Here is a 20,910-nt window from a genome sequence, read left to right on the forward strand (position 1 = left end):
CGGCGGACCTTTTCAAAAGGCCGAAAACGCCTTAAACAACCGGCCAACATGACCCGGCACCGTCGACTGACCATCGATCAGCGAATTATTGGCCCGGCTTTCCGCGCGCACTAGGCCGCCGGAAGGTCCGGGATTTCGGCGTTTCCAACGCCCCAGTCATCTCTAGAGCGCCGTGCGTCCTGGGCGCGCCAGGGTCGCTCTAACACTTTGAAGCTGCGCATGATCCTTTCCGAAGATCCATCCCGATTTCCGGGTCGTGCGCCGGATACCACCCTTTCGTATGCGCGATGATCCGCGCGGAAAAGATGATTGCAAAGACCATGACAGAGACCGCTGAGAAGATCGACTATTCCTCCACCCTCTACCTGCCGCAGACGGAATTTCCGATGCGCGCCGGCCTGCCGCAGAAGGAGCCGGAAACGGTTGCCCGCTGGCAGAAGATGGGCCTCTACAAGAAGCTGCGCGCCTCGGCCGCGGGCCGCGAGAAATTCGTGCTGCATGACGGCCCTCCCTATGCCAACGGCAACATCCATATCGGCCACGCGCTGAACAAGATCCTCAAGGACGTCATCAACCGCTCGTTCCAGATGCGCGGTTTCGACGCCAACTACGTGCCCGGCTGGGATTGCCACGGCCTTCCGATCGAATGGAAGATCGAGGAGAAGTATCGCGAGAAGGGCCAGAACAAGGACGAGGTCCCGGTCAACGAGTTCCGCAGGGAATGCCGTGACTTTGCCGCTGGATGGATCGAGATCCAGGCGGAAGAGTTCAAGCGCCTCGGCATCGAAGGCGACTTCGACAACCCGTACACGACGATGAACTTCCACGCCGAAGCGCGCATCGCCGGCGAACTGATGAAAATCGCCAAGATGGGCCAGCTCTATCGCGGCTCCAAGCCGGTGATGTGGTCGGTCGTCGAGCGTACGGCGCTGGCCGAAGCCGAAGTCGAGTATGCCGACGTTGAAAGCGACATGATCTGGGTGAAGTTCCCGGTCACCGAAGGTCCGGCAGATCTGGCCGGCACCTTCGTCGTGATCTGGACGACCACGCCCTGGACCATCCCTGGCAACCGCGCCATCGCCTTCTCCTCGCGCTACGCCTATGGCCTCTACGAAGTTGCAACCGCCGAAAACGATTTTGGCCCACAGCCCGGCGAAAAGCTGATCTTCGCCAAGCGTCTGGCAGACGAGTCCGCCGCCAAGGCCAAGCTCACCTTCAATTTCGTGCGCGATATCGAAGGCGATGAACTGGCCGCTGTCACCTGCGCCCATCCGCTGCACGGTCTGGGTGGCGGTTACGCCTTCAAGGTGCCGCTGCTCGACGGCGATCATGTGACCGACGACGCCGGCACCGGCTTTGTCCACACGGCGCCCAGCCACGGCCGTGAGGACTTTGACGCCTGGATGGACAATGCCCGCGCGCTCGAAGCGCGTGGCATCTCGTCGGCCATCCCGTTCACCGTCGACGACGCCGGCTACTTCACCGCCGACGCCCACGGCTTCGGCCCGGACGCCGAAGGCGGTGCCGGACGTGTTCTCGACGACAAGGGCAAGAAGGGCGACGCCAACGATCGCGTCATCAAGGCGCTCATCGGCCGCCACGCGCTGTTTGCGCGCGGCCGCCTGAAGCACTCCTACCCGCATTCCTGGCGTTCCAAGAAGCCGGTGATCTTCCGCAACACGCCGCAATGGTTCGTCTACATGGATAAGGGTTTCGGCGACGGCACGACCCTGCGCTCGCGCGCGCTTTCGGCCATCGACGACACCCGGTTCGTGCCGGGTGCCGGACAGAACCGCCTGCGCGCGATGATCGAAGGGCGCCCGGACTGGGTGCTGTCGCGCCAGCGAGCCTGGGGCGTGCCGATCGCGATCTTTGCCGACGAGCAGGGCGAAATCCTCGTCGACGAAGCCGTCAACGCCCGCATCCTCGAAGCCTTCGAGCTTGAAGGTGCCGATGCCTGGTTTGCCGAAGGCGCCAAGGACCGCTTCCTCGGCAACGACCATGACCACGAAAAATGGCACCAGGTCATGGACATCCTCGACGTCTGGTTCGACTCGGGCTCGACCCACACCTTCACGCTCGAGGATCGCCCTGATCTGAAGTGGCCGGCCGACGTCTATCTCGAAGGCTCCGACCAGCATCGCGGCTGGTTCCACTCGTCGCTGCTCGAATCCTGCGCGACGCGCGGTCGTGCGCCCTACAACGCCGTTGTCACCCATGGCTTCACCATGGATGAGAAGGGCGAGAAGATGTCGAAGTCGAAGGGCAACACCGTCACGCCGCAGGAGGTGATGAAGGATGCCGGCGCCGACATCCTGCGTCTCTGGGTCATGACCACGGACTACTGGGAAGACCAGCGTCTCGGCAAGACGATCATCCAGACCAACATTGACGCCTATCGCAAGCTGCGCAACACCATCCGCTGGATGCTGGGCACGCTGGCGCACGACAAGGGCGAAGAGGTTGATTACGCCGATCTGCCCGAGCTCGAGAAGCTGATGTTGCACCGCCTGTCCGAGCTCGATCAGGTCGTTCGCGAAGGCTATGACGCTTTCGACTTCAAGCGGATCGCTCGCTCGCTGATCGATTTCTCGAATGTCGAACTCTCGGCCTTCTATTTCGACGTGCGCAAGGATGCACTCTATTGCGACGCACCGTCGAGCCTTCGTCGGCGTTCGGCGCTCGCCGTCATCCGCAAGCTTTTCGATAGCCTGGTGCTGTGGCTGGCGCCGATGCTGCCATTCACCTGCGAAGAAGCCTGGCTGTCGCGCAAGCCCGATCAGGTCTCCGTTCATCTCGAGCAGTTCCCGGCAATCCCGGCGGAATGGAAGAACGACGCGCTTGAGGCGAAGTGGGAAAAGATCCGCGCAGTGCGCACGGTCGTGACCGGCGCGCTGGAGATCGAGCGCCGCGAGAAGCGCATCGGCTCGTCGCTTGAGGCGGCTCCCGTCGTCTACATCGCCGATCCGGAGCTGCTGAAGGCGCTCGAAGGCGAAGACTTCGCCGAGATCTGCATCACCTCGTCGATCGCCGTCGAAGCGGGCGAAGGTCCTGCGGATGCGTTCCGTCTGCCCGAGGTCGCTAAGGTCGGCGTCGTGCCGCAGGCGGCCGTCGGCCGCAAGTGCGCCCGCTCCTGGCGGATCACGACCGATGTCGGTTCGGACGCACTCTACCCTGAGGTGTCTGCCCGTGATGCTGCCGCACTTCGGGAACTTGGCTTCAAGGCTTAAGGGATCATTTACCGGATGAATTGCGCTTACCGCATTCATCCGGTAAAACCTGCCCGAAATTTGGCGGATTTCTCCGCCATGGGCGCTGAGTGGCCGCGCACGTGACGGTGGCCGGCTGGAAGGAATCTCATGGAAATGACGCGAGAGTTGCGACTGTTTGCTAGCGTTGCCGCCATTATGACGAGCGGCCTGGTGCTTTCCGGCTGCATCGGCGGCCCGACCTACGGCACCGACAAGACCGCCGGCGAGCAGCTGATGGACGATCTCGGAAGCGCTGTAAGCATTGCTCCCAAGAGCGGTGCTCCGGTCAAGTATCAGCCCCGCCCAGGCCTGGTGCTGCCGCCGTCCGGCCAGCAGACCGCCCTCGTGGAGCCGCAGAAATCGCTTGCCACCCGCGAAGCGAATCCGGAGTGGGTCGAGTCTCCGGAAGAAGCACGCAACCGCCTGCGCGAAGAAGCCGACGCCAACAAGAATAACCCGAACTATGTTTCGCCGCTCGCCAAGGCCAGCGCCAATGGCCGCCGTCTTTCGGCCAAGGAGCAGCAGGAAGCCTACCGTGAAGCGCGCAAGATCGAGATGGGCGCCTACTCCGACAAGCGCCGTTTCCTGAGTGATCCGCCGCTCGAATACCGCCGTCTGCCGGAAGGTTCGGAGACCGATCTCGGCGAGCCGGAGAAGACCAAGGAGCGCCGTCGCAAGAAGGAAGCGCAGGTCAAGAATAGCGGCAGCAAGTGGTACTGGCCCTTCTAAATCATGACCATCAGCATTCGCGACGCCCTCCCGGAAGACGCCGAAACCATTCTGCGCTTCATCACCGAACTTGCCATATACGAGAAAGAACCGGACGCGGTCGAAGCGACGGTCGACTTGATACAGGCCTCGCTTTTTGGTCCGGGTGCGCTCACCCGCGCGGTGATCTGCGAGAAGGACGGTAAGCCGGCCGGTTTCGCCATGTGGTTCTACAACTATTCCACCTGGCAGGCCCGCAAGGGGCTCTATCTCGAAGATCTGTATGTCACACCGGATTGCCGCGGCTCCGGCGCCGGCAAGATGCTGTTGAAGCATCTCGCCAAGATCGCCATCGAAGAAGGCTGTGGTCGTTTCGAGTGGAGCGTTCTCGACTGGAACGAGCCGGCAATCCGCGTTTACGAGGCTGTTGGCGCCGAGCCGATGTCGGAGTGGACGCGATATCGGCTCGCAGGCCCGGCACTCGAGGCCTTTGCGGCCGGCTGAGAGGCTCGCTCGTCTCAGCGTTTCCCGGCAAAGAAATCCCTGAGGATGTCCGCGGCTTCGCGCTCTGCCAGCCCGGAATAGACATCGGGGACGTGATGGCATGTTGGCGAGCCGTAAAAGCGCACGCCGCTGTCGACAGCGCCGCCCTTGGGATCTTCGGCGCCATAATAGAGGCGACGGATGCGGGCAAAGGAGATTGCCGCCGCACACATCGTGCACGGCTCCAGGGTCACATAGAGGTCGGCGCCGGTCAGCCGCTCGTCGTCGAGCACGATGGACGCTTCGCGGATGGCAACGACCTCGGCATGGGCGGTTACATCGTTGAGTTCGCGGGTACGATTCCCGGCGCGTGCGATGATCTCGCCATCGAAAACGATGACGGCGCCGATCGGCACTTCGCCGCGCTGGCCCGCTTTTTTGGCCTCTTCCAGGGCCGCATCCATGAAGCGTGTCGTATCAGCCATCGCTCAAACAATAATTTCTCTTAACCCACGGGCTTTGACCTGATAGGACAGCCGCAAAAGGCAGGCAACACAAATGACATCCAAAGACAAGCCCACGCGGCCTGGCGGCAAGCCCGCCGGCCGGGACAAGAAACCTCAATTCGCTGGCAAGAAGGCGGCAGCGCCTCAGGCCGGTGCCGCGCGGCGGCCCAAGGCAGGCCCGAAGCCCGCCGCTGCAAGCGCCGACGAGCCGCAGCGCATCTCCAAGATCCTGGCGCGCGCCGGCGTTGCCTCGCGCCGCGATATCGAGCGCATGATCATGGAAGGCCGGGTCAGTCTCAACGGTGTCGTCCTCGACACGCCCGTCGTCAACGCGACGCTTGCCGACCATATCGAAGTGGATGGACATGCGATCCGCGGCATCGAGCGCACACGCCTGTGGCTCTACCACAAGCCGGCCGGACTGGTGACCACCAATGCCGATCCGGAAGGCCGCCCGACGGTCTTTGACAATCTGCCCGACGAGCTGCCGCGCGTGCTGTCGATCGGCCGCCTCGACATCAATACCGAAGGCCTGTTGCTGCTGACGAATGACGGCGGACTTGCCCGCGTTCTCGAACTTCCGTCGACCGGCTGGCTGCGCCGCTATCGCGTGCGCGCCCATGGCGAAATCGACCAGGACGAACTGGATAAGCTGAAGGACGGCATTGCCGTCGACGGCGTGCTTTACGGCGGCATCGAAGCGACCCTCGACCGCGTGCAGGGTTCGAATGTCTGGATCACGATGGGTCTGCGCGAAGGCAAGAACCGCGAAATCAAGAACGTGCTCGGCGCGCTCGGCCTCGATGTCAATCGCCTCATTCGCATTTCCTACGGCCCGTTCCAGCTCGGCGAACTGCCCGAAAGACACGTGCAGGAAATTCGTGGCCGGACGCTGCGCGACCAGCTCGGACCTCGCCTGATCGAAGACGCCAAGGCGAACTTCGATGCGCCGCTCTATAATGATCCGTCCGCAACCGTCGCGAACGAAGCGCCAGAAGGCGAAGCCTCCGACACGCGCAAGCCCGAACGTGCCAATCGTTGGGAAAAGCCGGAAGACAAGCGTGAGCGTGCGCTTTCCCGTCTAGACACCCGTCGTGACGACCGCCGCGACGGTGGCCGCGGCAAGGATGCTCCCCGTGGCAAGGGTGGCCCGCGCGACGACCGTGGCGACGCCAAGTTCGAAGACCGGCCGAAGCGTACCCCGGCACAGCGCGCCCGCACGGCCAATGTCTGGATGGCGCCCGGCGCGCGTCCGCTGGCCGAGAAGAAGCCGAAATCGGCGGAAGGCGATGCTTCGGCAAAGCCGGCCCGTCGTGAGCGTCCTGAAGGCGCTCCGAATACCAAGCGCTACGGCCGGACCAAGGACGGCTTTGCGACGAAATCATCGGGCAAGTTCGACCCCGACCGCAAGGGCGGTGCCCCCCGGGACTTTGACCGTCCGGCGTCTTCCGCACCGGTCAAGCGCCGGGACGAAGAGGGCGAGTGGATCAGCGCCAGCGAACCCGCACGCCGCGGCAAGGATGAAGGCCGCGATGGCGGTTTCGGCCGGCGCAAGTCGGGCGATGCCGGCGACCGCAGGTCGCGCGATCATGGTGACCGTCCGCCCCGCCGCGAAGGCGGCGATCGTCCAGCCCGCTCCGAGGGCGGCCCGCGTAGCTTCTCCGACAAGCCGCGGTTCCCGCGCGCCGACGGCGACCGCCCGGCGCGTCGCGAAGATGGCGACCGCCCGCGTGGCGATCGGCCTGCCCGCGCCGAAGGCGGCCCGCGCAGCTATTCCGACAAGCCGAGAGCTCCACGCGCCGAGGGCGATCGTCCGCCGCGCCGCGAGGGGGGCGACCGCTCGTTTGGAGATCGGCCCGCCCGCGCCGAAGGTGGCCCACGCAGCTATTCCGACAAGCCGAGAGCCCCGCGCGCCGAGGGCGATCGTCCGCCACGTCGCGAAGGCGGCGACCGTCCGTTCGGCGACAAGCCCCGCGGCAAGTCGTTCGGTGGCAAACCGTCGGGCGGCAAGTCTTTTGGCGAACGCTCCGGCGGTCCGCGTGGCGGTAAGCCCGGTGGCGGCAAACCGGCTGGCGGCGGCCGTCCTGGTGGCGGTGGACGTCCGGCTGGCGGCAAGCCGCGTGGCAGAGGAAACTAAGCGGTCGTGCGCATTGTCGGCGGTGAGTTCCGTGGCCGCAGTCTCGCCACGCCCAAGTCGAACGACATCCGTCCGACGACCGATCGGACGCGCGAGAGTCTGTTTAACATCCTGAGCCATTCCTATCCGGAGGCTCTCGATGGCACGCGGGTGCTGGATCTCTTTGCCGGCACCGGCGCCGTCGGGCTCGAAGCGCTCTCGCGGGGGTGTCGTCAGGCGCTCTTCGTCGAGCAGGGCGTCGAGGGCAGGGGCCTGCTGCAGAACAATATCGAGGCGTTCGGCCTTCAGGGCCGTGCCAAGGTCTTCCGCAGGGATGCGACCAGTCTCGGTTCCGTCGGCACGATGGAGCCGTTCCACCTGGTTTTTGCGGATCCGCCCTATGCCAAGGGACTGGGAGAAAAGGCGCTGGAATCGGCGGCTCTCGGCAACTGGCTGGTTCCCAATGCTTTGGTCGTGCTGGAGGAACGTGCAGACGTTCAGCCGGCGCCAACAGCCGTTTTCGAGCGGCTGGACGTCAGGGTATTCGGCGACACACGCATGCACTTCTACCGCTTCCGTGGCGCCTGACGTCACACTTTTGATTCGCTTGCACAGTTAGACTGCCGATTGAACTGGGGCGCACGTCGATGAAGCAGGACGTATCTACCGTGAATGTTTCGCCTGCAAGCGCGAGCGAGCCGTCGGTCGCGCTGGCGCTCGGTGGCGGCGGTGCCCGTGGGCTCGCCCATATCCATGTCATCGAGGCTTTCAACGAGTTGGGCATTCGCCCTGTCGTCATCGCCGGTTCGTCGATCGGCGCCATCATGGGTGCCGGCATGGCGGCGGGCGTCAGCGGCAAGGAAATCCGCGAGCACACGCTGGCCACGGTTGGCCACCGCCGCGAGGTCGTCAATCGCTTGTGGCAGTTGCGACCGGCAAGTTGGTCGGAAGCGATGACCAACGGTTTCCGTTTCGGTCAGTTCAACGTCGAACGCGTCTTGAAGGCGTTCCTGCCCGCAGGCATCCCTGCGACGTTTTCGGAATTGGGCGTGCCGCTCAAGGTCGTCGTCACCGACTATTACGGCCAGACGGAGCACGTCTGCGAGACGGGCGATCTGCAGAAGGCCCTGGCCGCGTCGGCGGCGCTGCCTGCGGTCTTCATGCCGGTGAAGATCGAAGGACGGGTGATGATCGATGGCGGTATCTACAATCCCATTCCCTTCGACCATCTGCGCGGCCTTGCCGAAATCGTCGTCGGCGTGGACGTCGTCGGCGGCCCTGATGGTGACGGCAAGACGATCCCGAGCCGTATCGACAGCCTGTTCGGGGCGAGCCAGCTGATGATGCAGTCGATCATTGCGATGAAGCTGAAGGAGGGCGCGCCGGATATCCTGCTGCGGCCCGATGTCGGCCGCTACCGGGTGATGGATTTTCTGCGCGCAAAAGAGATCCTGGCGGCCACCGCTGGTATCAAGGATCAGTTCAAGCGCACGCTTGAAGAGCGAATGAAGGTGGCAAGCGTCTCCGGGTGAGGCCGCTGCACCGCTTCGGTCCTGACACCCGCGTTTCAGGCTCACAGCCGTACGTCAAAAGAACGCACGCGTTGCTTTCACACATTTTCAGGACCGAGAACCGCGTCTCGCTTTTCCTGGAAATGCGCTTATGCACTTTCCCGCACATCGACAGGCAGCCCCGGCAGGATGCTCTCGCCGGTTTCCGAGGAATGATCGACATCGCGCTTGGGCTTGACCAGCGGTTCTGGACGCACGGGTTGCGAATGCAGCATGTCACGCCCGGCGGTAATGCCTTCGGCCTCCTGCAGGACGAGACGCGCTTCGTCGCGCTTGCGGATGTCGTCCATGATTGCGAGCGCCTCGTCGTTGCCGACGCCCAGTGCCTCCAGCGTCTTTCGGCCGAACAGCAGGCCGGACTCGAAGGTCTCGCGCAATTCGTAGTCGACGCCCTTTGCCCGCAGTTCGAGTGTGTGCAGCCGGTCATAGGACCGGGCGAAGATACGGGCATCCGGATATTCGGCCTGCACCAGATCGACGATCCGGTCGGTCGTTTCCTTCTTCTGAGTGCAGATGGCGACGAGTTTCGCCCGCTCGATGCCGGCGGCGCGCAGCACGTCGAGCCGGTTGCCGTCGCCGAAGTAGATCCGGAAGCCGAAGGTCGCAGCCTGGCGAACACGGGCGGCGGAGTGGTCGATGATCGTCACGTCGCGTCCCCCGGCCAGCAGGATCTGCGCGGCGATCTGGCCAAAGCGCGAAAAGCCGATCATCAGCACGTCGGCGTCGGCCCCTTCGAAATCCTCCTCCATCTCGTCGGCCATCTCGTCCTGTTCGCGCATCAGGCGCGGGGCGAGCATGGAGGCGATCGGCGTCAGCGCCATCGACAGCGTCACGATGGCAACGAGCAGCGAGGCGTTGCCCTGGGAGAAGACGCCCGCGGTGGCAGCCGCGGTGAACAGCACGAAGCCGAACTCGCCGCCCTGCGGCAAGAGCAGGCAGACGCGCACAGCATCGTTGTGATGGGATCCGGCCAGCCGGCAGAGCCAGTAGAGCACGAAGCTCTTCACCAGCATCAGGAGCGGCACGGCGACGATGATCACCAGGTACTTGTCGATGATGATGTCGAGCTGCAGCGACAGGCCGACGGCCATGAAGAACAGCGCCTGCAGGATACCGCGAAAGGGCTCGATGTCGGCCTCGAGTTCGTGGCGATAGGAGGATTCGGCCAGAAGCACCCCGGCAAGGAACGCGCCCATGGCCATCGAAAGGCCGGCCAGCTGCATCATCGTCGCCGCTCCCATGACGACCAGAAGCGCCGCGGCAATCATCACATCGCGCGCACCGGTGCGCGCGATGATCTGAAACAGCGGGTTCAGCAGATAGCGGCCCGCGGCGAAGAGGATGGCGATCGCGGTAATCGCGATGGCGAAATCTTCGAGCGGTGGCGTTGTATCTTCCGGTGCCTGCGCTGCCAGAAGTGGGATCAGGGCGAGCAGCGGCACGATCGCCAGGTCCTGCAGCAAGAGGATCGAGAAAGCGCGCTGGCCGAAGCGCGTGTTGCGATCGTTGCCCTCGTCAAGGATCTGCATGGCGAAGGCGGTAGAGGAAAGGGCAAGGCCGAAGCCTGCGACGATGCTCCCGCCCCAGTCGAGCAGGCCGGTCAAGACAATCCCGTAGGAAAGGATGATGCCGGTCAGCATGACCTGTGCGGTGCCAAGACCGAAGATGTCGCGCCGCATCTGCCAGAGCCGTGACGGCTTCAGTTCCAATCCGATGATGAACAGCAGGAAGACGACGCCCAGTTCAGACACATGCAGAATTTCTTCCCCTTCGGTAATCCGCTGCGCCACCGGGCCGATAAGGATGCCGGCTGCGAGATAACCGAGGATCGTGCCGAGCCCGAGGCGCTTGAACAGAGGTGCCGCCAACACGGCGCCACCGAGCAGCATCAGCGCCTGGGTGTAAAGGATCGGGGTCGTCGTCATGCGTGCGGCTTTCGATATCGCCTCGTCCTGCCTTGGGCAAACGAAGGTTTCGGCGGGAGTAACATTGCGGTGTCTGGGCGGGAATCATGCCAATGCCCTTGATGCATGCTTCAGTGCACAATAAATGGGGCAGGAATGAAAGGCCACATCATGTCAGAAACGATCGATTCCGCCTCCCTCGAAAAACGCGCCGCCGAACTGGTGGACCTTGCCCGCAAGGCAGGCGCCGATGCGGCTGACGCCGTCGTCGTTCGCGGCCGCTCCCGCTCCGTCTCGGTTCGCCTCGGCAAGGTCGAGGCGACTGAAGCATCCGAAAGCGACGATTTCTCGCTGCGCGTCTTCGTCGGCAACCGCGTCGCCAGCGTATCGGCCAATCCCGGTTTCGAACTGAAGGTGCTCGCCGAACGGGCCGTGGCGATGGCCAAGGCCTCGCCGGAAGACCCCTTCGCTTCGCTCGCCGATCCGGATCGCCTGGCGAAATCCTACCCGGATCTCCAACTCTTCGACACCAGCGAGGTTTCGACGGACGCCCTGACAGAAGCGGCACTTGCCGCCGAGGAAGCCGCGCTCGCGGTTTCCGGCGTTACCAACTCCAGCGGTGCGGGTGCGTCGGCCGGCATGGGCGGGCTGGTGCTCGTCACCTCGCATGGCTTCTCCGGCTCCTACATGGCAACACGCTTCGGCCGCTCTGTGAGCGCGATCGCCGGCGAAGGCACGAAGATGGAGCGCGACTACGATTACGACAGCCGCATCTATTTCGACGAACTGCGTGCCGCCGATGACATCGGACGGGTTGCGGGCGAGCGTGCCGTCGCGCGCATCAATCCCCGCCAGGTGCCGACCGCCAAGAACGTCACCGTCGTTTTCGATCCGCGCATGGCGCGCGGTTTTGTCGGTCACATCGCCGGCGCCATCAACGGCGCATCCGTCGCGCGCAAGACCAGTTTCTTGCGCGACATGATGGGCAAGCAGATCATGAAGGCCGGCCTGTCGGTGACCGACGATCCCCTTATCGTGCGCGGCTCGTCTTCGCGTCCCTTCGACGGCGAGGGCGTCAGCGGGGAGAGGCTGACGATGGTCGAGGATGGCGTGCTGAACCATTGGTTTCTGTCGACGTCTGCCGCACGCGAACTCGGTCTTGAGACCAACGGTCGCGGCGTGCGCGGTGGGCCGACGGTCAATCCTGCCTCGACCAACCTCGCACTGGAGCCCGGCTCGATTTCGCGCGAAGAGCTGATCCGTAGCGTCGGAACCGGTTTCTACGTCACCGAGCTGATCGGGCAGGGCGTCAACATGGTGACCGGCGAATACAGCCGCGGCGCTTCGGGCTTCTGGATTGAAAACGGCGAATTGTCTTTTGCCGTGTCTGAAGTCACGATCGCTTCGAACCTCAAGCAGATGTTCATGGCCATCACGCCGGCCGACGACATCGACAGGAAGTTCGGGGTTGCCGCGCCGACGCTCGCCATCGAAGGCATGACGCTCGCCGGTCTGTAAGCTGCGCACGTCGATGCCATGACAAAAGCGTTCGGCGACATGCCGGCGCATAAGGATTTGAATGTCAGACAAAGCACCATCGATCGCGACGTGGAAGGAGGATCTGGATCTGATCCTTTCCGCCGCGATCGCCGCGGGCGAGACCGCGCTGCGCTACTTCCGCAACAAGCCCGATGTACGCTGGAAGAACGAGGGACGTTCGCCGGTCAGCGAGGCCGATATCGCCGCCAACGATATTCTGAAGGAACGCCTGCTTCTCGCTCGCCCGAACTACGGCTGGCTCTCGGAAGAGACCGACGACGACCAGAGCCGTCTGTCCTGCGAGGCGGTCTTCGTCGTGGATCCTATCGACGGCACCCGCGCCTTCATCGCCGGCAAGGATCTCTGGTGCGTGAGTGTCGCTGTCGTCCACCGAGGTCTGCCTGTCGCCGGCGTGCTCTATGCGCCGGCGCTCGACGAGGTCTATGAGGCAACCTTGAATGGCCCGGCGCTGAAGAACGGCGCGAGCATCCGTGTGCGTGACGTCCAGGACGGCGATGCCCTGCACGTGGCGGTCGCCGAAGACATCGTTTCGAGCCTGGCGCCTTCCTTCCGCAACGGCATCGTTCGGGTGCCGCATGTACCGTCGCTGGCCTACCGGCTGGCAATGGTTGCCGATGGCCGGATCGACGGCACGGTGGTCAAGAAGAATTCCCATGATTGGGATCTCGCCGCCGCTGATCTCATCCTTGAAAGGGCGGGCGGAGGGCTCAATACACTTCAATCCCAGGCTCTGTCCTACAATCGCCCCAATGTGGTTCATGGCCTTCTTTGCGCGGCGTCGAAGGCGGCGTTGCCGGGATTGCTTGCCGCGTCCAGGACCCTTGAGGGCCATTGACCTTTCGGGCCGAATGCCGCAAACCAACGCCCATATCCTATAAGAAAATGGAACTCCAATGGCTCACGACTCCGAGAAGAAACAACGTCTGCATCTGGTCTTTGGTGGTGAACTGACCACGCTCACCGATGTTCATTTTCGTGACCTGGACAAGCTCGATATCGTCGGCATTTTTCCTGACTACGAAAGCGCGCACATTGCCTGGAAGTCGAAGGCGCAGATGACCGTCGACAATGCGCATATGCGGTATTTCATCGTTCATATGCATCGCCTGCTCGATCCGGAAAACGATTGATGCCGATGCCGAGGGCATGCGTGGCGCGTTCCTGCGCGCTCGCTGCGTCTGACCTTCGCCCGAGCTTTGCATCGGGCGGGGGACTGAAGCCATGAGCAGCTTTCGCGCCCGACTGGCGCTTTCGAGCTATCGCTGGATCGGTTCGGCGATCTATCCGTTCGTGTGGTCCTATCTTGCCCTGCGCGCCGCGAAGGGCAAGGAGGACCCGGTCCGTCGCCGCGAGCGCTACGGTTATGCCAGCGTGCCGCGGCCGCAGGGTCCGCTCGTCTGGTTCCATGCCGCAAGCGTCGGCGAGACGAATGCGGTCATCCCGCTGATCAAGGAAATCCATCGCCGCGGCATCAACGTCGTCCTGACGACCGGCACGACCACTTCGGCACGGGTCGCGGCCGGGCGCCTGGGTTCGGCGGTTATCCACCAGTACGTGCCGCTCGATTTCAAGCCGGCGGTCAACCGCTTCCTTGAATACTGGCAGCCGGATCTGGCGATCATCGCCGAGTCCGAGATCTGGCCGATGACGATCCTCGAACTCGGGCGGCGCCACATCCCGCAGGTTCTGGTCAACGGACGGCTTTCCGACCGGACATTCGCCCGCTGGAAGAAACGGCCGGCGCTCGCCGACGCGTTGTTTGAGAACCTCGCGCTGGTCATCGCGCAATCCGATGTCGACGCCGAGCGCTTTCGCACGCTGGGCGCCCTGCCGGTGATGGTCTCGGGCAACCTGAAGGTCGATACCGACGCACCCCCGCACGATCCGCAAGCGTTGAAGGAGTATCGCCAGCAGATCGGCACCCGCAAGACCTGGGCCGCGATCTCGACCTTCGACGGCGAAGAGGCTGCGGCCGGCGTCGTGCATCGCGCGCTGAAGGAACGCACCGGCCTGCTGACCATCATCGTGCCGCGGCACCCCGAGCGCAGCGATGCGATCGAGGCGGCGCTGGCGGGCAAGGGGCTGAAGGTCGCGCGTCGTACCCGCCGCGACCCGCTGACACCCGACGTCGATATCTTCCTTGGCGATACGATCGGCGAGATGGGGCTCTATCTGCGCCTGACCGAAGTGGCTTTTGTCGGCCGTTCGCTGTTTGCCGAAGGCGGACAGAACCCGCTCGAGCCGGCCATGCTCGGCTGCGCCGTTCTTTCTGGCGGCAACGTCCAGAACTTTCGCGAGACCTATCAGATGCTCGCCAAGAACGGCAGCGCCAAGATCGTCCGCGATGTCGAGATGCTGGCCAAGGGCGTCAACTATCTGCTCGCCAACGACGACATGCGTCGCTCGATGATCGATGCCGGCCTCGAAACCGTGCAAGAAATGCGCGGCGCGCTGTCGGCGACGATGAAGGGGCTCGAGCCCTATATCAATCCGCTCGTCGTCAAGGCACGGCTCGAGCCGCGCAACGACCTTTGACCGCACCGGGAGACTTGAGATCACCATGAGCGCACCGACAGCCATTGCCGGCATCCTGTTCGACAAGGACGGCACGCTGCTCGACTATGCCAAGAGTTGGGTGCCGGTGAACTACGAGCTGGCGAAGATCGCCGCCAAGGGCGATGAGGCCCTGGCCCGCACGCTGCTGAAGGCGGGCGGCATGGATGCGGACACCGGCCACGTGCTGCCCGACAGCCTGCTTGCCGCCGGCAACACCGTCGAGATCGCGACCGGGTTCGTCAACGCCGGTGCGCCGTTCACCGTGGAAGCGCTGACGACGCTGTTCGACGGCTTGTTTGCCCGCTCCGCCGAATATGCGGTGCCGGTCACCGACCTCGGTTCGTTCTTCGCCGGCCTGCATGCCAAGGGCTATCGTCTCGGTGTCGCCTCCAGCGACAACGAGCGCTCGATCCGCGAGACAGCCCGCCGCTTCGGCTTCGACGGCTATCTGCATTACATAGCCGGTTACGACAGCGGCTATGGCGTCAAGCCGGAGCCCGGCATGGTGCTCGGCTTCTGCGCCGCCACCGGGCTCGAGCCGCAACAGGTCGTGGTCGTCGGCGACAACAATCACGACATGAACATGGGCCGCAGCGCCGGCGTCGGCATGACGGTGGCGGTGCTCACGGGCACCGGCTCGCGCCAGTCGCTCGCCGCAGCGTCGGACCATTGCTTGGCCGACATCACCGAGCTTGAAGCCGTCCTCTAGGTTTTTTGCCGAGCTAGCGTCGCGGGGTGACGGGCATTGCCCTTCACTCCCCAACATTCTGATCGAGGAGCTTGAACGGCGCCTTGCCGTGGAGAGCAGCACCCTGAGTTAGGCGAGAGGTCTGACGGAACCGCATAGTGTCTTGTGCCGCTTGCCTTTTTCCGCGTTCTGACGTTTTTTGTCGGCCAACAATGCCGTCGCCGTTTTTTGGGCAGCGATAGCCACGATGTGCATCGTCCTTCCCGGAAGGACCAGACGGGGTTACGGAAAGAACTATGGTATCGGAAGCGCCGCCGTTCTGGTGGACCAAGGCGGATTGGCGTGCCCGGGCATTGTGGCCGTTTTCCTGGATTTATGGACGCGTTGCCGGCCTGCGCATGGACCGCGCCCGTCGCGCTTCCGTGCCGGTCCCGATCATTTGCATCGGTAATTTTACCGTCGGCGGCGCCGGCAAGACGCCGACGGCGATCGCACTTGCGCGCGCCGTCAAGGCGAAGGGGCTGAAGCCCGGATTCCTCAGTCGTGGTTATGGCGGTTCACTCGATGTGACGACGGTCGTCGAACCCGAGCACCACAGGGCACGCGACGTCGGCGATGAGCCACTGCTGCTGTCGCGTGAGGCGTTGACGGTCGTCTGCCGTCGCCGCGTCGATGGCGCCCGCCGGCTGGTCGCCGAGGGCGTCGACATCATCATCATGGACGATGGTTTCCAGAGCGCGCGTCTCGCCTTCGACTTTGCCCTTCTGGTCATCGATTCCCGCCGCGGCATCGGCAACGGGTACCTCGTCCCGTCGGGGCCCGTGCGGGCACCCATCTCCAAGCAGCTGCGCCATGCGACGGCCCTGTTGAAGATCGGAGGCGGCGCCGAAGCCGACGCCTTGATCCGCCGTGCCGCGCGGGCAGGCAAGCAGATCTACGAAGCGGAGGTCGTGCGCCTCGACGACGGCTCGCTGAACGGCGTCAAGGTGCTGGCCTGGGCCGGCATCGCCGACCCGGAGAAATTCTATCGCACCGTGCGCGAAACCGGTGCCGTGATCGAGGAAACCCGAAGTTTCCCCGACCATCATCATTTCTCGGAGGACGAGATATCGGACCTGCTCGACCGCGCCGCGGCACTCGGCTGCACCCTCGTGACTACCGCCAAGGACATGGTTCGTCTTGAGCCGGGCCACGGCCGGGCGGCGGAGCTGGCGGCAGCCAGTCGGGTGATCGAAATCGACGTGCGCTTCGACGATCCGACGGCACCGGCAAAGATCGTGACATCAGCGCTGTCGGCGGCACGCGCCCGAAAGCTGCGGGAAGCAGAGCAGAAGTAATTTTCCTGGAAATGGTTTAGCGGCGCTGGTTCGGCAGGGCGCCGGCGCGTTTCTCGGCTTCGAGCGATGCTTCCGCATCGATGTAGGGCTCCTGGCGAGCGACGCTCCAGTAGCGCAATTCGTCGACCGGAATGGTCTTGCCCGTCATCGCGCAGATGACGTGAGACCCGGCAAGAACGATCTGGAAGTCGCCGTCGAGATAACGGATCTTCGCTTCGCGCGAGGCGCTTCCTTCAAACCGGTTCATCATCGTCTATGCCCATTCCGTCTTCTTGGTCTGGTCTCTGATCTAGCCCGGCGTTCGCCAAAATGCCAGCGCATTTCGCCTTCCCGATCGTCCGCGGTCAGCTCCGGCCGAACAGCCGCTCGATGTCGGAGAGCTTCAGCTCGATATAGGTGGGTCTGCCGTGGTTGCACTGGCCGGAGCCGGGCGTTGCTTCCATCTGGCGCAGGAGCGCGTTCATTTCCTCGGTGCGCATCCGGCGGCCCGAGCGGACCGAGCCATGGCAGGCCATCGTTGCGGCGAGATATTCAAGACGGCTTGAAAGCCCGTTGGCCGTATCCCATTCGGCAATCTCGTCGGCGAGCTGGCGCACGAGGCCCGCGGCATCCATCTCGCCCAGCATCGCCGGCGTTTCCCTGACTGCGATAGCCCCTGGCCCGAAGCGCTCGATGCCGAGACCGAGGCGACCCAGTTCGTGTGCATGCGTCATCAGCCGGTCGCAATCGTCTTCCGAAAGATCGACGATTTCCGGGATCAGCAACGACTGGGCGGCAACCGGCTTAGAATGAAGCGCCGTTCGCATGGTTTCGAACACGAGACGTTCGTGCGCGGCATGCTGGTCGACGATGACAAGGCCGTCCTGGGTCTGCGCGACGATGTAGTTTTCGTGAAGCTGGGCGCGCACGGCACCAAGCGGAAACGATTGCGGCGCGGGCGCGTCCGCGACGGTCCGTTGAGGTTCGGGTGAAAGTGATGCCGTGCGGGCCGACGGGGCGGAGAAGGCGGCAAAGCTCGCCTGCGGCGTCTCGGACAGGCCGCGAAGCATGGTATCGAAATGCGTCGGCCGGGAAGGAGAGGTCTCCGCGCTCCAGGGCTGCTGCGGTCGATACTGCCCGGAGCGGAACGCTTGCATCATTCCGCTCGCGCCCGTCGTCGACGCCCGGTCGCCCTCGCGCGCCAGAGCCTGGCGGATCGCGCCGATGATCAGCCCTCGGATGAGGCCTGGATCGCGGAAGCGGACATCTGATTTTGCCGGATGCACGTTGACGTCGACGAGCGCCGGGTCAAGCGTGATCGACAGAACCGCCACGGGATAGCGGCCATGCGGGATCGTTTCGGAATAGGCCGCGCGAATGGCAGACAGCAGTTGCTTGTCCTGGACCGGGCGCCCGTTGACGAAGACATACTGCTGCAGCGAGTTGCCGCGGTTGTAGGTCGGCACGCCTGTAAAGCCTGTCAGCTTTATGTCCTCGCGCTCGGCGTCGATCTCGATGGCGTTGTCGCGAAAGTCCTTGCCGAGCACTTGCGCCATGCGCGCGAGCCGGTCGTCGCCCGTTGCCGGAAACTCCAGCGTCGTGCGATCCGACCCGGACAGCACGAAGCGCACCTTCGGAAATGCAATCGCCATGCGCCGCACGACGTCAGAGATCGCGGATGCCTCGGCCTTTTCCGACTTCATGAACTTGAGCCGGGCAGGCGTCGCAAAGAACAGGTCGCGGACTTCGACGACCGTGCCGGTATTGGCAGGCGACGGGCGCACGGGATCCGTCCTGCCGCCGGCGATGGTGATGACGGCGCCCTCGGCCGCACCGGCCGTTCGGGTGGTGATCGAAAGCCGGGAGACCGACCCGATCGAGGGCAGGGCCTCGCCGCGAAATCCGAGCGTACGAATATCGAACAGGTTGTCGTCCAGCTTCGACGTGCAGTGCCGCTTGACGGCCAGCTCCAGATCCGCGGGCTGCATGCCGGCGCCATTGTCGGTCACGCGCAGCAGCGTCTTGCCGCCACCGGCGGTGGCGATCTCGATCCTGGTCGCACCGGCGTCGAGCGCGTTCTCGATCAGCTCCTTAGCGGCACTGGCCGGACGTTCGATGACTTCGCCGGCGGCGATCTGATTGATGAGGGTTTCGGAGAGCTGCTTGATGGCCATCGCCTATTTTCCCGGATTCGGCGACGGAACGGAAGCGAAAATAAAGGTCTGTCCCCGTCCGCTTGCCTGGATCTCCGAGCTTTGGTTGTGCAACCACTTGGTGCACCCAAAAATGAGGTGCGGATTTAATTGCCCCTTAATATTCTGCTGCGATTTTCCACAACAACCTGAATGATCACGGGTTTTGTCTTCGAAGCACTGCGGCGTTGCTGGACGTCGTGTCACCCCGCTCGAAGGCCTGCCTTCCCAGGCAATCCCAGCATGTCCCGAACTGAAACCGCCGCAGGGGCGAGTGAGGACAGCGCAATGAACGATGGGGCGCCGAACGGCGCGGACATCAACAGGATCATTCTCGAGTCGAGCTGCGATGCGCTCGGCTTTGCGATGCTTGTCTGCGGTCGGGACGACACCATCCTCTTTGCCAGCCGCACGATGCTGCAATATTTTCCCGTTCCATCCGAGATGCTGCTGCCCGGAACGCGGCTGCGCGATTTCCTTGGCGCGGTCTACGACACCGGTGTTCGCCCTGGCACCGTTCCCGAAAAAAGCCGTCGCAGGACGAACCGTGAGGATTGGATTGCCGAGCATATGGCGCTGCATTGGCGCGAGCGCTACGAGAATGTCGAGAGGGCCGGCCGCACGCGCTGGGTATCGATGCGCAAGCGGCGTCTCTCCAGCGGCATCGGCATCCTGTCGATTACCGACGTCTCCGATCAGAAGAAGCGCGACGAGCAGCTGCAGACCGATCTCGAAAGGGTCGAACTGACGGAAGAAATTCTCGACGCACAGCCCAATCCGATCTGCGTCAAGGATCGCAACCTCAACTACATCGCCGTCAACAAGGCGTTCTGCCTGATCCACGATCTGTCCCAGGACGCGATCCTCGGGCGTTCGGCCTGGGATCTGGTTGAAAGCGACCTTGCCGAACGGTTCGAGCAGTCCGATCGGCACGTGCTTGAAACCGGCAAGCCGCATTCAGAAGCCGAGCATATCGTGCGCGCCGATGGCAGCGATCTCTGGGTTCTCACCCGCAAGTATCGCGTCGGCATGCCCGGCCGCCATTTTGTCGTGACCTGCATGAACGACGTGACCGATATCGCCGGCTGGTACAACGGCTCCGAGGACGGCTCTGTTGCCTCGGGCGGTCTCCAGATCAGCGACTACAGCATTTTCGCGCCCGCTCAGAATTTCTATGATCCCTTTCGCGCGCTGAACGTGCAGCAGCTGGTGGAGGCGGGCTCGATGATCGAGACGCTCCCCGCGCGGGGCTCGCGTGTTCTGCTTGCGACGGCCGATCGGTTGACGGAAGATCGCCTGGTGACGCGCCTGCGCGGCTCTGGCCTGGAAGCGTGCGCTGTGCGCAATCTCGACGAATTGACCGCCTTCGGCATGGCGTCCGAGAGCGCCGGTCTGAAGCTCGACGTTCTGCTTCTCGACGGTGCTTTTCCAGATGGTCAGCATGTGCCCACGGCCTGGCGCAACTGCCCCGTCCTTACGATCGAAGCGGATCAGGACGCTGCCGCATTGCTGGCCGAAGTGTTCCGCGTTTGCGCCGAGCGCCCGCAAGCCTCGCCGCTGTTGCAACCGGACTGGTCGCTGTCGTTTGAGGACGAAGGCGCCGCGACCGTGCCTGTGTCGCAGGTCGATGTCCTCGTTGCCGAGGACAACCAGATCAATCAGTTCGTCTTCACCCAGATTCTTGAAGGCCTCGGGGTCTCCCACCGCATTGCCGCGAATGGGCGCGAGGCGGTCGAACTCTGGCACGAGCTGCAGCCGGCGCTGGTTCTCATGGACGTGTCCATGCCTGTCATGAACGGTTTCGATGCGGCGGTGGCCATACGCGCCGCGGAAAAGACCAAGGGGCAGAAGACCCCGATCGTCGCGGTGACCGCACAGGCGCTGGATATCGACCTGCAGCAATGCAAGGCATCGGGCATGGACGACCACATCATGAAGCCGGTCAGCCCCGACATGATCGAGGCCGTGTTGCGAAAATTCATGCCGATAAAGGCGATACGAACGACAGGTTGAACGAAAATCGTGTCAACTCGCTAGAATTGGGGATCTCGATGGCAGA

17 protein-coding genes are annotated in these 20,910 nt (G+C 63.6%); 13 read left to right on the forward strand and 4 right to left on the reverse strand.

What is annotated here, in order from left to right; translation table 11 throughout:
* Window positions 1-320: 320 nt before the first annotated feature.
* The 3 genes from ileS to HT585_RS03610 all read left to right on the forward strand — a co-directional run bounded on the left by ileS (window position 321) and on the right by HT585_RS03610 (window position 4,463).
* Complete coding sequence (gene ileS / locus HT585_RS03600; RefSeq protein ID WP_176351635.1) at window positions 321-3,230, forward strand: isoleucine--tRNA ligase; 2,910 nt, start codon at window positions 321-323, stop codon at window positions 3,228-3,230.
* Between the two features lie 129 nt (window positions 3,231-3,359).
* Complete coding sequence (locus tag HT585_RS03605) at window positions 3,360-3,980, forward strand: hypothetical protein (protein ID WP_176351636.1); 621 nt, start codon at window positions 3,360-3,362, stop codon at window positions 3,978-3,980.
* Window positions 3,981-3,983: 3 nt separating this feature from the next.
* The gene (locus tag HT585_RS03610) at window positions 3,984-4,463 is read left to right on the forward strand and encodes a GNAT family N-acetyltransferase (RefSeq protein ID WP_176351637.1); all 480 of its coding nucleotides are present in this window, start codon (window positions 3,984-3,986) and stop codon (window positions 4,461-4,463) included.
* A gap of 14 nt (window positions 4,464-4,477) precedes the next feature.
* Here HT585_RS03610 and HT585_RS03615 read toward each other — a convergent pair whose 3' ends face one another.
* A complete protein-coding gene (locus tag HT585_RS03615; RefSeq protein ID WP_176351638.1) occupies window positions 4,478-4,927 on the reverse strand; it encodes a nucleoside deaminase in 450 nt (149 codons plus the stop codon).
* A gap of 73 nt (window positions 4,928-5,000) precedes the next feature.
* Here HT585_RS03615 and HT585_RS03620 point away from each other — a divergent pair, with 73 nt between their 5' ends.
* From HT585_RS03620 to HT585_RS03630, 3 genes are read left to right on the forward strand one after another with little or no spacing between them, the layout of a single operon-like run.
* Window positions 5,001-7,085, forward strand: a complete 2,085-nt coding sequence (locus tag HT585_RS03620; RefSeq protein ID WP_176351639.1) for a pseudouridine synthase — start codon at window positions 5,001-5,003, stop codon at window positions 7,083-7,085.
* Between the two features lie 6 nt (window positions 7,086-7,091).
* Window positions 7,092-7,652 (forward strand): 16S rRNA (guanine(966)-N(2))-methyltransferase RsmD, encoded by a 561-nt coding sequence (gene rsmD / locus HT585_RS03625; protein WP_176351640.1) that lies wholly within the window; start codon window positions 7,092-7,094, stop codon window positions 7,650-7,652.
* A gap of 59 nt (window positions 7,653-7,711) precedes the next feature.
* Complete coding sequence (locus HT585_RS03630) at window positions 7,712-8,596, forward strand: patatin-like phospholipase family protein (protein WP_176351641.1); 885 nt, start codon at window positions 7,712-7,714, stop codon at window positions 8,594-8,596.
* A gap of 128 nt (window positions 8,597-8,724) precedes the next feature.
* Here the strand turns inward: HT585_RS03630 and HT585_RS03635 are convergent, their stop codons facing one another.
* Entirely contained in the window at window positions 8,725-10,560 is a 1,836-nt protein-coding gene (locus HT585_RS03635) for a monovalent cation:proton antiporter-2 (CPA2) family protein (protein WP_176351642.1), read from the reverse strand.
* Between the two features lie 150 nt (window positions 10,561-10,710).
* Here HT585_RS03635 and HT585_RS03640 point away from each other — a divergent pair, with 150 nt between their 5' ends.
* The 6 genes from HT585_RS03640 (at window position 10,711) to lpxK (ending at window position 16,680) form a co-directional block, all read left to right on the forward strand.
* Window positions 10,711-12,057, forward strand: a complete 1,347-nt coding sequence (locus HT585_RS03640; RefSeq protein WP_176351643.1) for a TldD/PmbA family protein — start codon at window positions 10,711-10,713, stop codon at window positions 12,055-12,057.
* Between the two features lie 61 nt (window positions 12,058-12,118).
* The gene (locus tag HT585_RS03645; RefSeq protein WP_176351644.1) at window positions 12,119-12,934 is read left to right on the forward strand and encodes a 3'(2'),5'-bisphosphate nucleotidase CysQ; all 816 of its coding nucleotides are present in this window, start codon (window positions 12,119-12,121) and stop codon (window positions 12,932-12,934) included.
* Between the two features lie 58 nt (window positions 12,935-12,992).
* Window positions 12,993-13,229 (forward strand): DUF4170 domain-containing protein, encoded by a 237-nt coding sequence (locus tag HT585_RS03650; RefSeq protein ID WP_077504213.1) that lies wholly within the window; start codon window positions 12,993-12,995, stop codon window positions 13,227-13,229.
* Window positions 13,230-13,320: 91 nt separating this feature from the next.
* Window positions 13,321-14,634, forward strand: coding sequence for a lipid IV(A) 3-deoxy-D-manno-octulosonic acid transferase (gene waaA / locus HT585_RS03655; protein ID WP_176351645.1), 1,314 nt, complete (start codon window positions 13,321-13,323; stop codon window positions 14,632-14,634).
* Window positions 14,635-14,659: 25 nt separating this feature from the next.
* Complete coding sequence (locus HT585_RS03660) at window positions 14,660-15,364, forward strand: HAD family hydrolase (protein WP_176351646.1); 705 nt, start codon at window positions 14,660-14,662, stop codon at window positions 15,362-15,364.
* 275 nt (window positions 15,365-15,639) lie between these two features.
* The gene (lpxK, locus tag HT585_RS03665) at window positions 15,640-16,680 is read left to right on the forward strand and encodes a tetraacyldisaccharide 4'-kinase (RefSeq protein WP_176351647.1); all 1,041 of its coding nucleotides are present in this window, start codon (window positions 15,640-15,642) and stop codon (window positions 16,678-16,680) included.
* A gap of 16 nt (window positions 16,681-16,696) precedes the next feature.
* Here lpxK and HT585_RS03670 read toward each other — a convergent pair whose 3' ends face one another.
* Both HT585_RS03670 and mutL read right to left on the reverse strand, forming a co-directional pair.
* Complete coding sequence (locus tag HT585_RS03670; protein ID WP_077504207.1) at window positions 16,697-16,930, reverse strand: DUF2093 domain-containing protein; 234 nt, start codon at window positions 16,928-16,930, stop codon at window positions 16,697-16,699.
* Window positions 16,931-17,024: 94 nt separating this feature from the next.
* The gene (gene mutL, locus HT585_RS03675; protein WP_176351648.1) at window positions 17,025-18,833 is read right to left on the reverse strand and encodes a DNA mismatch repair endonuclease MutL; all 1,809 of its coding nucleotides are present in this window, start codon (window positions 18,831-18,833) and stop codon (window positions 17,025-17,027) included.
* A 306-nt stretch (window positions 18,834-19,139) separates the two neighbouring features.
* Between mutL and HT585_RS03680 the strand changes: the two genes are divergently transcribed.
* Window positions 19,140-20,864 (forward strand): response regulator, encoded by a 1,725-nt coding sequence (locus HT585_RS03680; RefSeq protein ID WP_176351649.1) that lies wholly within the window; start codon window positions 19,140-19,142, stop codon window positions 20,862-20,864.
* Window positions 20,865-20,910: the final 46 nt, after the last annotated feature.

It is taken from the genome of Ensifer oleiphilus, from assembly GCF_013371465.1.
GTDB classification, from domain to species: Bacteria; Pseudomonadota; Alphaproteobacteria; order Rhizobiales; family Rhizobiaceae; genus Ensifer; species Ensifer oleiphilus.